The 11519-nt window shown below is 45.3% G+C and carries 9 protein-coding genes; 1 reads left to right on the top strand and 8 read right to left on the bottom strand.

The features are described 5' to 3' along the window. Positions 1-111: 111 nt before the first annotated feature. The 5 genes from AB5026_RS09030 to ppdK form a co-directional block, all read right to left on the bottom strand. Complete coding sequence (locus tag AB5026_RS09030) at positions 112-321, bottom strand: DUF1858 domain-containing protein (RefSeq protein WP_015525823.1); 210 nt, start codon at positions 319-321, stop codon at positions 112-114. 144 nt (positions 322-465) lie between these two features. Then, the gene (locus tag AB5026_RS09025) at positions 466-1803 is read right to left on the bottom strand and encodes an MATE family efflux transporter (RefSeq protein ID WP_110102117.1); all 1338 of its coding nucleotides are present in this window, start codon (positions 1801-1803) and stop codon (positions 466-468) included. A gap of 62 nt (positions 1804-1865) precedes the next feature. Next, positions 1866-2330 carry a GtrA family protein gene (locus AB5026_RS09020; RefSeq protein WP_015525821.1) on the bottom strand — a complete coding sequence of 155 codons (465 nt, stop codon included), beginning with the start codon at positions 2328-2330 and terminating at the stop codon, positions 1866-1868. A 141-nt stretch (positions 2331-2471) separates the two neighbouring features. Next, the gene (rsmH, locus tag AB5026_RS09015; protein ID WP_129974628.1) at positions 2472-3524 is read right to left on the bottom strand and encodes a 16S rRNA (cytosine(1402)-N(4))-methyltransferase RsmH; all 1053 of its coding nucleotides are present in this window, start codon (positions 3522-3524) and stop codon (positions 2472-2474) included. 195 nt (positions 3525-3719) lie between these two features. Further along, entirely contained in the window at positions 3720-6350 is a 2631-nt protein-coding gene (gene ppdK / locus AB5026_RS09010; protein ID WP_015525819.1) for a pyruvate, phosphate dikinase, read from the bottom strand. A gap of 271 nt (positions 6351-6621) precedes the next feature. On the opposite strand from ppdK, the gene AB5026_RS09005 reads away from it, so the two are divergent. Further along, complete coding sequence (locus tag AB5026_RS09005; protein ID WP_015525818.1) at positions 6622-7500, top strand: aldose 1-epimerase family protein; 879 nt, start codon at positions 6622-6624, stop codon at positions 7498-7500. 89 nt (positions 7501-7589) lie between these two features. On the opposite strand, the gene AB5026_RS09000 is transcribed toward AB5026_RS09005, so the two are convergent. From AB5026_RS09000 to AB5026_RS08990, 3 genes are read right to left on the bottom strand one after another with little or no spacing between them, the layout of a single operon-like run. After that, positions 7590-9770 (bottom strand): alpha-galactosidase, encoded by a 2181-nt coding sequence (locus tag AB5026_RS09000; RefSeq protein WP_110101999.1) that lies wholly within the window; start codon positions 9768-9770, stop codon positions 7590-7592. Positions 9771-9797: 27 nt separating this feature from the next. Further along, the gene (locus AB5026_RS08995; RefSeq protein WP_015525816.1) at positions 9798-10640 is read right to left on the bottom strand and encodes a carbohydrate ABC transporter permease; all 843 of its coding nucleotides are present in this window, start codon (positions 10638-10640) and stop codon (positions 9798-9800) included. Then, entirely contained in the window at positions 10640-11518 is an 879-nt protein-coding gene (locus AB5026_RS08990) for a carbohydrate ABC transporter permease (RefSeq protein WP_110102000.1), read from the bottom strand. The genes AB5026_RS08995 and AB5026_RS08990 overlap by 1 nt, the downstream gene beginning before the upstream one ends. Between the last annotated feature and the right edge of the window lies 1 nt (position 11519).

The following is an 11519-nucleotide window of genomic DNA, read 5'->3' as shown; positions in this document are numbered from 1 at the left end:
ATCGTCTGCTCACAAAAAAAGGGATAACGACGGCATGCCAAAAAGACATGCACAGTCGTTATCCCCTTGCGGTCCGTAATCTGTACGTTCTAATATAAATTGTACTGCTGATTATTTCTTTTTCTTGGTTTCCTCATAATGATGGATGTCTGCCAGTACAGCGTTTACATCAAGTCCGTGTACCATACATGCCTCCTCAAGAGACTCACCGATAGAAGACGGACAGCCGATGCAGTGCATTCCTTCCTGCATAAGAATGTATGCGATCTTCTCATCGTATGCAAGCATCTCGCCCATTGTTGTTTCCTTTGTGATTTCCATGATCTATATTCTCCCTTCTGGATCTGTAATCTTACCCGGAATCCCGGTTTCCTGGTTTTTTCCGCAGTTATAATATCATTATAACTGTATCTTCCATAATTGCAAGCCTAAATTTATTCTTTTCATTTTCTGTATTATACCCACTCAGGCAGCAGTTTCCTTTTTTCCCCTGCTCCACTTTTTCATCACATAAATATAATACGGGATCAGAGGGATCAGCGCTGCGATCCATGCGGCAGGATCCGCCAGACATACACCTGCAAAACTTGTTTTTCCTGCAACAAACATAACGATCGCACTTCTTGCCGCCAGTTCAAACACACCGCCCAGCATGGGAACCAAGCCATATCCCAGTCCCTGAAGTCCGTTTCTGTAGAGGAAGATACTTCCAAGGAACGGATATGCCCAGAATACCGTATGAAAATAAGTAACAGAAACATTAATAACATCCGTCTGGGACTTGTCAATAAATAACCAGGTCATGTACTTTCCGAAAAAGAACATTATGATCATAGTGATCACACTCCAGATCAGGACCATGATCTGGGTATATTTCATTCCTGCTTTTACACGGTCCATCTTTCCGGCGCCCCGGTTCTGTCCTACATAGGTTGCCATCGTCGCACCAAAAGCTACAAATACAGTTGCAATGATATTCTGTATTTTTCCCGCAGCGGAAAATCCTGCCATATATACAGAACCGTAAATATTTACCGCACCCTGCACAATAATGGTTCCGATCGCTGTGATGGAAAACTGAAGTCCCATGGGAATACCAAGGGCCAGCAGATAACGGAAGCTGGTAAAAGAAACTTCAAAGTTTTCTTTCTTCAGATGCAGGATCGGGAACTTTTTGATAATATAGATCAGGCAGCAGACTGCGGAAATTGCCTGCGCGATAACCGTAGCATAGGCACAGCCTTCCACTCCCATCCCGATTTTTACAATAAACAGAATATCCAGGAACACATTGATCACTGCCGAAATGATCAGAAAATACAGCGGAGATTTTGAATCTCCAAGTGCACGGAGAAACGCTGCCAGTGAATTATATGCCGCTGTTACAATCAGGCCTGCATAAATAATTCCCATATATCCCTTCACAGATCCCATCAGATCCTCCGGTGAATTCATCAGCCGCAGAATCGGTTCATTCAAAGCCTCAAAGCCAATGGTCATCACAATGGCAAAGGCTGCTGCCAGATAAATGGACATAGCTACGTAATGACGCATCTTATCATATTGCTTCGCCCCGAACCACTGGGATACCAGAATGGCAAAGCCACTGCTCAGTCCGTTAAGCCATCCGGTAACAAAAAACATCAGTGAACCGGTGCTTCCGATTGCAGCCAGCGCATCTACTCCCAGGAACTGCCCCGCAACAATGGAATCCGCAATGTTATAAAACTGCTGAAAAATATTTCCGAGACACATGGGAATCATAAAGCGGATGATCAGGCTCACCGGATTTCCCACGGTCATATCATTGGTCTTGTCCTTTGTCAATTTCAGTCCAACTCCTTTTCCACAAATATAACTATCTTTTATTTTTTAAAAACAATCAATTTACTGATCACATAATTCAATACGATCACAACCACCTGAGCAACAAGTTTCACTGCCATGCTGTTAAATCCAAGCCAGGTGATAAATACCGCAAGGATTGCTTCCTCCACAATCAGAGTAAAGAGCCGTCCTCCGAAAAACGAAGCCATCTGCTTTAAAAATCCGGCGGCGGAATCCACCTGCCCGTCGAATACCCATGTCCTGTTTGTAAAATACTGGAACAGTACGCAGACCACCCAGCAGATCACATTGGCAATCAGCGCATTCATGCCCAGGCCCTTATCCAGCCATGCATACAATGCAATGTTCAGAAAAAATGTGAGCCCTCCAAAGAACAGATACATCAGAACTTCCTTATGTTTCTTATAAAAAGGTTCAAATATATTCAGCACCGGAAGATGCATCAGTTTATCAAAAATGTCCTTCTTTTCCTCCACATCCATACCCTTTCTCCTATTCAGTTTAAGCCGTAGCTTTATCATATGTAAACTTATATAACATAGCAAAAAAAATCCCGAATGTCAACGCATTCCAGGATTTTTCTGTTTCTGTATTTGTATCAGAACTGCTCTTTCACTCTTCACTCAGGCCTTCACAGCCCAGCGCATCTTCGTGGATCTGGCGCGCCCATTCTGTGCACATTCCTGTGCGGAAGGACGGATCACATCTTTTGAATAGTCGGAATAGATGCCGTCTTTATAGCCCTGCTTTAAGGCTTTCTTTACCAGCTTGTCCTCTCCGGAATGGAAGGTAAGGATTGCTACACGGCCGCCTGGCTTCAGCGCTCCGGGAAGTTTTTCCATAAAATCATAGAGGACCTCGAATTCCCGGTTCACATCAATACGCAGTGCCTGGAAAACTCTCTGGCATGTTTTTTTCACCGTGTCTTTCCTCTCTTTTTCAGGAAGGAAAGACAATGTCTTCTCAATGACTTCACGAAGCTTCGTAGTGGTATCTATGTGGTTTCCTCTTCGGATCTCATCTGTGATGGCCTTCGCGATCTCCTCACAGTACGGCTCATCGGAATTCTCATCCAGCATTCCGGCAAGCTCTTCTCTTGAAATGGTATCCAGACGCTGTGCTGCGCTGATCCCGGTTTCCTGGTTCAGCCTTAAATCCAGAGGACCATCCACCTTAAAGGAAAACCCTCTCTTGGGATTGTCGATCTGCATAGAAGACACCCCAAGATCCGCAAGGATAAAATCAAAGCCTCCAACTTCCTCTGCGATCTCATCAATGGTGCAGAAATTCTGGAGTTTAATTGTCAGGATATCTTCTCCGAATCCCTGCTCTGCCAGACGTTTTCTTGTCTTGGCAGATTCTTCCGGGTCCACATCCGTGGCGTACATGTGTCCCTGACCTCTCAGACATTCCAGCATGGCCTTTGTATGCCCACCGTAACCAAGTGTAGCATCAAATCCAACCTGTCCCGGCCTAATCTCCAAAAAATCAATGATCTCTTTTACCATAATGGAAATATGCATTCCAGCCGGTGTGTTTCCCTTGCTGATCACATGTTCAATGGTATCCTTATACTTTTCAGGCTGAAGCTCTTTATATTTCTCCTCGAATTTCTTCGGATATTTTCCTTTATATCGTACACGTCTCTTATGAGGTGTCTGTGATTCCTGATTCATAAAATTCTCCTTATCCTCCGGCTTTATCTGCCCTGTTTCTTTCATGATACCATGAATCCTATTTTTCGTAAACCGTCGGAATACTTCAAAAAATATCATAAAGAAAAAAAAGCCTCTGACAATCTGTATTTCTACAGACTGCCAGAAGCTTTATATATGCTCAGACTGAAACTTCAGCCTGAAATGTATTCTTACTTATGCGTTCTTCTTAGCGATTGCTGCCTGTGCTGCTGCAAGACGAGCAATCGGTACACGGAACGGTGAGCAGGATACATAGTCAAGTCCGATCTCGTTGCAGAACTCTACGGAAGACGGATCTCCACCGTGCTCACCGCAGATACCTACGTGAAGTTTCGGGTTAACCGGTTTTCCAAGCTCGATAGCCATCTTCATAAGTTTGCCGACACCTGTCTGGTCAAGCTTAGCAAATGGATCGTTCTCGAAGATCTTAGCATCATAGTATGCGTTAAGGAACTTACCAGCATCATCACGGGAGAATCCGTATGTCATCTGTGTAAGGTCGTTTGTACCGAAGCAGAAGAAGTCAGCCTCTTTAGCGATATCATCAGCTGTAAGAGCTGCTCTCGGGATCTCGATCATAGTACCAACCTCGTACTCAAGGTCAGAACCTGCTGCTTTGATCTCAGCATCTGCTGTCTCTACAACGAATTTCTTAACATATTTAAGCTCTTTGATGTCACCAACAAGCGGAATCATGATCTCCGGTTTGATGTTCCAATCCGGATGATTCTTCTTAACGTTGATAGCTGCGCGGATAACAGCGCTTGTCTGCATCTTAGCAATCTCTGGATAAGTAACAGCAAGACGGCATCCACGATGTCCCATCATCGGGTTGAACTCGTGAAGGGAAGCGATGATTGTCTTGATCTGCTCTACAGTCTTGCCCTGAGCATCAGCCAGTTTCTTGATGTCCTCTTCCTCTGTAGGAACGAACTCATGAAGTGGCGGATCAAGGAAACGAATTGTTACAGGATTTCCTTCAAGTGCCTCATAGAGTTTCTCGAAGTCTCCCTGCTGCTCCGGAAGGATCTTAGCAAGTGCTGCTTCTCTCTCCTCTACTGTCTCAGAGCAGATCATCTCACGGAATGCATCGATTCTGTTGCCCTCAAAGAACATATGCTCTGTACGGCAAAGACCGATTCCCTCTGCACCAAGCTCACGAGCTTTCTTAGCATCAGCAGGAGTATCAGCGTTTGTACGAACTTTCATTGTTCTGTACTTGTCAGCCCATCCCATGATACGTCCGAACTCACCAGCGATCTTAGCATCTACAGTCGGGATAAGTCCGTCATAGATGTTACCTGTTGTACCATCAATGGAGATTGCATCTCCTTCATGGAACTCTTTACCAGCAAGTGTGAATTTCTTGTTCTCCTCATCCATAGCGATATCTCCGCATCCGGATACACAGCAGGATCCCATACCACGAGCAACTACAGCTGCGTGAGATGTCATACCACCACGAACTGTCAGGATACCCTGAGCAGCTTTCATACCTGTGATATCCTCTGGGGATGTCTCAAGACGAACAAGAACAACTTTCTCTCCTCTTGCAGCCCACTCAACAGCGTCCTCTGCAGAGAATACGATCTTACCGCAAGCAGCTCCTGGAGAAGCACCAAGACCTTTACCCATCGGTGTAGCAGCTTTAAGAGCAGCTGCATCGAACTGCGGATGAAGAAGTGTATCAAGGTTACGAGGATCGATCATTGCAACAGCCTCTTCCTCAGTTCTCATTCCCTCATCAACGAGGTCACAAGCGATCTTAAGAGCAGCCTGTGCAGTTCTCTTACCATTACGTGTCTGAAGCATATACAGTTTACCATGCTCTACAGTAAACTCCATATCCTGCATGTCTCTGTAATGTTTCTCAAGAGTCTCGCAAACCTGTTTGAACTGTACGAATGCTTCCGGGAACTTCTGCTCCATCTCGGAGATGTGCATAGGTGTACGAACACCAGCAACTACGTCCTCGCCCTGTGCATTGGTAAGGAACTCACCGAACAGACCGTTAGCACCTGTAGCAGGGTCACGTGTGAAGGCAACACCTGTACCACAGTCATCACCCATGTTACCGAATGCCATCATCTGTACGTTGACAGCTGTACCCCAAGAATATGGGATATCGTTGTCACGACGATATACGTTCGCACGTGGGTTGTCCCAGGAACGGAATACGGCTTTGATCGCACCAACCAGCTGCTCCTTCGGATCAGTTGGGAAATCAGAACCGATTTTAGATTTATACTCAGCTTTGAACTGGTCAGCAAGCTCATGCAGGTCAGCAGCTGTAAGCTCAACGTCCTGCTTAACACCTCTCTTAGCTTTCATCTCATCGATGAGCTCCTCGAAGTATTTCTTACCAACTTCCATAACTACGTCAGAGTACATCTGGATGAATCTTCTGTAGCAGTCCCAAGCCCAACGCTCATTGCCGGATTTCTCAGCAAGAGTGTTAACAACTTCTTCATTTAAACCAAGGTTGAGGATTGTGTCCATCATACCTGGCATAGATGCTCTCGCACCAGAACGAACGGATACAAGCAGAGGATTTTCTTTGTCACCGAATTTCTTACCGGTAACTCCTTCCATCTTGGTAATTGCTTCCATGATCTGAGCCATGATCTCATCGTTGATGGATCTGCCATCCTCATAGTACTGTGTGCAGGCCTCTGTTGTGATTGTGAAGCCCTGCGGTACAGGAAGACCGAGGTTTGTCATCTCAGCAAGGTTGGCACCTTTGCCGCCCAGAAGATTTCTCATAGTAGCATTACCTTCTGTAAACATGTAAACCCATTTTGCCATTTTACATTTTCCTCCTAATTATTGTTCTTTAAAACATAAAAAATGTATGTTTTCTACGCACATAATTATTTTATAGATTTATCCTTCATTAGTCAAGGTTATTCTTCCAAAAAACAGCAATTTCTCTTGTGAAATATGACAGATTTTCCAGTTATATTTTTCACAGATTGTATTTTTCTCGTTATCATCTGAAAAATGTGCTAAAATAGAAAAAAACATGCAGCAATTCCGAGGTAATATTACCCGAATGCTGTCATACAGGAGGTTTATCATGACACGAACGATTGAAAATAGCTTTCTTAAGATTTCCGTTTCCGATCACGGTGCTGAACTCACCGGCATCTATGACAAGACTAATGACAGGGAGATCCTCTGGCAGGCAGATCCGGCTTACTGGAAACGCCATGCGCCTGTACTTTTTCCCAACGTGGGACGTAACTACAAAGATATCTGGCGTCTGAACGGAAAGGAATATCCTTCCAGCCAGCACGGCTTTGCAAGGGACAGCGATTTTATCTGCACGGATATCACCGATACTTCCCTTTCCTTTGTCCTTAAGTCCTCTGAAGAAACCCTGAATGTTTATCCGTTTGCTTTCGCTCTGAAGATCACCTACACTCTGAAGAAGCACGACCTGGAAGTATGCTGGGAAGTAGTTAATAATGATTCTGAAACTATGTATTTTACCATCGGCGGCCATCCGGCATTCCGTGTTCCGGTACGTGAAGGCGAATCCCAGAGTGATTACCGTCTTGCTTTTGAAGGCCTGGACACTCTTACCTATCTCCTTATCGATACGTCTGTAGGAACAGTCCTTGCTGACGAGCCACATACACTTTCCCTTGAAAACGGAACCTGTTCCATTGCTCCTCATATGTTTGATAAAGACGCTCTTGTTTTTGATAACGGCCAGATCCAAAAGGCCGGTATCCTCTTCCCGGACGGAACTCCATATCTGACACTTACCAGTGAGGGCTTCCCGAATTTCGGTATCTGGTCCGTACCCGGTGCTCCCTTCGTATGCCTGGAGCCGTGGATGGGACGCTGTGATGACTGTGGTTTTGAAAAGCCTCTTTCCGAAAAAGCAAATATCAATGTGCTGAAACCGGATGAGGAATTTATCAAGAGCTATCAGATCACCGTACACTGAGCTATGATAAAAAAGATCCGCCATACATCGGCTTTTTCAGCTGTCTGTATGACGGATCCTTTTATTTATCTTACTGTCTCAATACGCTCTTATTCTCTCACAAAATGATACTGATAAGCTCTGTACTCCCCAAACTCTGCAGGAAGCGGCATTCCACCATGCATCAGAGCAGCTCCGGAATAGATCCTGCCGGTAGTCTGTTCCTTATAAAGTGCACTCTCATCAAGGCCGCGAAGCTGCACATAATTCACAGTCATGTTTCCATGGATCTCCTCCATGACAACATTGAGCAGAACTTCTTCCTGAGAATTTCCAACGATCTCCCATGCACAGACCTCACTCTTAAACGGATCTGTCAGGCGATAGTACCGTCCGTTCTGGATCAGTGGCGCATATTTACGGAATTCACCGATCTGGCTGCGGACCTCGTCTTTTTCTTCCTCAGTCAACTTCAGAAGATCCAGCTCGTAGCCGAAGGTTCCGGACATGGCAACCACACCTCTGGTATGTAACGGGGTGATCCTTCCTGTCTGATGGTTCGGCACTGCAGACACATGTGCTCCCATGGCCGATACCGGATATCCGAAGGAAGTGCCATACTGGATCCGAAGCCTGTCAATAGCATCAGAGTTGTCGCTGCACCAGATCTGCGGTGTGTAATACAGCATGCCTGCGTCAAATCTTCCACCACCGCCGCTGCAGCCCTCGATCAGAAGATCCGGATAACGGTTCACCATACGGTCCAGAAAATCGTACAATCCCAGGACATAATCATACATTACACGTCCCTGATCCTTGGTCATTACGGAAAATACATCCATCAAGCTTCGATTCATGTCCCATTTAACGTACTCAATATTGGCATTATCCAATACCGCACTGATCTGTCCAAAGATTCCATCTACAACTTCTTTTCTGGAAAAATCAAGTACCAGCTGATTTCTGGATCTCACTGGTTTTCTTCCCGGAATCGTAAGTGCCCAGTCCGGATGCTCACGGTAAAGATCACTGTCCTCAGAGATCATCTCCGGCTCGATCCAGATACCGAATTTCACTCCAAGGTCATTGACTCTTTTTACCAGTCCGCCGAGAGTCTCTCCAAGCTTCTTCTCATTGACATACCAGTCCCCAAGACCACTGTTGTCATCGTCACGTTTTCCAAACCAGCCGTCATCCAGAACCAGCATATCGATACCAAGGCTCCTTGCCTCTTTTGCCAGATTATATAAAGTCTCCCCTGTAAAATCAAAATATGCTGCCTCCCAGCTGTTTACCAGCACCGGACGAACCTCTGTCTTATATTTACCACGGCAGATATGGTGACGGATGCAGCTGTGCAGATTCTGGGAAAGGCGGTTCATTCCCTGATCTGTGTAGCTTAAGATCACCTCAGGTGCATAGAAGGTCTCCCCGGCTTCCAGCGGATACCGGAAGCACTCCTCCTGTACACCAAGGAGCATTCTTGTCTGATTGTACTGATCTTTAAGAACCTCACCCTGGAAATTTCCACTATATACAAAGGACATAGCATAGCAGCCTCCATGATCCTCTGTTGTGTCCTTCTCTGCCAGGATCATCATCGGATTATACTGATGGCTGGATGTGCCACGGACACTGCCGATCATCTGACTTCCATGAGCCACCGGTACTCTCTGCAGATTCCGCTCCATGGCATGTCTTCCGTAAAAAGTAAGCAGGTCATAATCTCCGTAAAGAAAATCCAGTTCTGCGGACATCACCTTGTTCACATAGATCTTCTCACTGCTCTGATTGCGGATATAGACGCTTCTTGTAATGATATCCAGTTCCGGAAGTACACCGTAAAGAAGCATGGCCTCCACGCCGGTAGCCGGATCCTCCAGTACGATCTCCAGAGTCTGTGCCTCATCATTATCTGCATAAACCGCCGGAAGCCCCGGAAGGCTGTATTTACCGTCACGGATAGTATAGTTCTTGTAACGCATATCACAGCTCATGCTTCCGTCACCGTTTTCCAGCATCAGTGATGCACTGCGGAAATCTCCGTTTCCGTAGCAGGAAAGCTCCTGTGGAAGAGAGTCCATGGAATAGGTTCTGTCTGTTCCCGCATCATAGGGATTTCCGGAAAATCCTCTGTCATAGTAGGTCAGAAGATAATCCATGCAGCCTTCTGCCTTTTTACCATAATAGAGATGAAGAAGAAATCCGTACTGATCCACCTGCATCTGATATGTAGTTTCTTTTGTCTGCAGGGTAAACGTTCTGTCTTTCTCGCAGTAGATGATTCCCATATGTGAATCCTCCTTTTTCTTGTGTTTTTATTTTACGGCACCGTTTACAACACCATTTAAAATGTGCTTCTGGCAGATCAGATAAAACAGAAGGATCGGAAGCAGTGCCAGCAGATAAGAGGCAAACGCAAGGTTATAGTTTGTTCCGAACTGAGTCTGGAAATTCAGCTGTGCCAGAGGCAATGTGGTTCCACCCGTAGATCCGGACATGATAACCAATGGAGTCATAACATCATTCCAGGTTCCAAGTGCTGTCAGAACTGCCACTGTGGCATGCATCGGCTTCATGATCGGAAAGATGATCTTCCAATATGTTTTCCAGGTGCTGGCTCCATCCACACAGGCAGCCTCCTCAAGGGCCATTGGAATGTTTGTCAGATATCCGGAATAAAGAAGCACGTTCATAGGCATATAAAATACCGTGTAAAGAATGATCACACCGACTTTGTTATCAAGGCCCATCTCAGCAGTCTGCTTTACAAGCGGCATCATCAGGATAGCAAACGGAACAAACATACCGCTCACTACATAGAGATAGATAAATTTATAAAATTTACTTCTCTTGTTTCTGGCTATAGCATAACCTAAAAGTGAATGAATTACAATAGCAAGAACCACTGTGATCACAGTGATCAATACACTGTTTCCAAGAGAATGCCAGAAGTCTGTTACCTCCATAGCTTCCCTGAAATTGGCAAGACTGAATTTCTCTGGCAGAGACAGGATCCCGGCTACACTGTTGGTCATCTCTGTCGGCTGCTTGAATGCGATCACAATTGTCATATAAAGCGGAAATACCACTGTGATAAGGCCAAGGATCAGAAGGATCGTTACCGGCCAGTTCGCTTTTTCTCTTACTTTCGTTTTCATTACAGCTGCTCCTCCTTTTTCCCTGTGATAGTCAACTGCACTGCAGAAATGATCACGATCACAATAAAGAATATAACCGCATTGGCACTCTGGAATCCAAACTGACCGCCACTCATACCATTGTTATAGATCAGATAGGAAATGGATTCTGTACTCTGTGCAGGACCACCCTTTGTCAAAGCCATGATCTGATCAAATACCATCAGGAAGTTTTTCACACAGAGAACCATGTTGATGCTGAAAAACGGAACGATCAGCGGGAATGTCAGGTAACGGAACTTGCTGAATCCGGTAGCACCATCAATAGCGCCTGCCTCGTATACATCCTCCGGCACTGTCTGAAGACCGGAAATGTAGATGATCGTATTCATTGCAATGGACTGCCATGCACACACGATCACGATGGCAACCCATGCCAAGCTCGTACTGGAAAGCATGCTGGAAGACAATGTTTTATTTCCGACCATCTTTCCGAATGCAGGCAGGATATATGTAAAGAAATAATTGAAAATATATCCTACGACCAGTGCGCCAAGTACATTAGGAATAAAATAAGCTCCACGCATTGCACTCTTGAAACGGATCTTGCTGTTCAGTCCAAGTGCCAGGATCAGGCTGAGTACATTCGTTACGATAGTTGCCACGATGGCCAGCTTAAAGGTAAACAGATAGGAACCGCCAACACGGCTGTCTGTAAAAAGATCCTTATAGTTTCGAAGTCCTACCCAGTCATAGCTTCCATAGCCTTTAAAGTTCGTAAAGCTGTAGATCACACCCTTGATCAGAGGCAGTGTGTTAAAGCAGAAAAATAATGCCACGATCGGAATGGTGATCAGAAGAAAGGTCAGCTTTCTTCCACTCATAGATTTTTTTCCCATG

This window comes from Blautia sp. RTP21359st1_E11_RTP21359_211015, assembly GCF_040910705.1.
Taxonomy (GTDB): domain Bacteria; phylum Bacillota; class Clostridia; order Lachnospirales; family Lachnospiraceae; genus Blautia_A; species Blautia_A fusiformis.
The sequence above is the reverse complement of the archived record's forward strand: the minus strand, read 5'-3'. Positions and strand labels throughout refer to the sequence as shown.

What these genes read in the sequence shown, in the direction of transcription:
- AB5026_RS09030 (WP_015525823.1), bottom strand. Translation starts at nt 321, where the DNA reads ATGGAAATCACAAAGGAAACAACAATGGGCGAGATGCTTGCATACGAT.
- AB5026_RS09025 (WP_110102117.1), bottom strand. Translation starts at nt 1,803, where the DNA reads ATGACCGTGGGAAATCCGGTGAGCCTGATCATCCGCTTTATGATTCCC.
- AB5026_RS09020 (WP_015525821.1), bottom strand. Translation starts at nt 2,330, where the DNA reads ATGGATGTGGAGGAAAAGAAGGACATTTTTGATAAACTGATGCATCTT.
- rsmH (WP_129974628.1), bottom strand. Translation starts at nt 3,524, where the DNA reads ATGAATCAGGAATCACAGACACCTCATAAGAGACGTGTACGATATAAA.
- ppdK (WP_015525819.1), bottom strand. Translation starts at nt 6,350, where the DNA reads ATGGCAAAATGGGTTTACATGTTTACAGAAGGTAATGCTACTATGAGA.
- AB5026_RS09005 (WP_015525818.1), top strand. Translation starts at nt 6,622, where the DNA reads ATGACACGAACGATTGAAAATAGCTTTCTTAAGATTTCCGTTTCCGAT.
- AB5026_RS09000 (WP_110101999.1), bottom strand. Translation starts at nt 9,770, where the DNA reads ATGGGAATCATCTACTGCGAGAAAGACAGAACGTTTACCCTGCAGACA.
- AB5026_RS08995 (WP_015525816.1), bottom strand. Translation starts at nt 10,640, where the DNA reads ATGAAAACGAAAGTAAGAGAAAAAGCGAACTGGCCGGTAACGATCCTT.
- AB5026_RS08990 (WP_110102000.1), bottom strand. Translation starts at nt 11,518, where the DNA reads ATGGGAAAAAAATCTATGAGTGGAAGAAAGCTGACCTTTCTTCTGATC.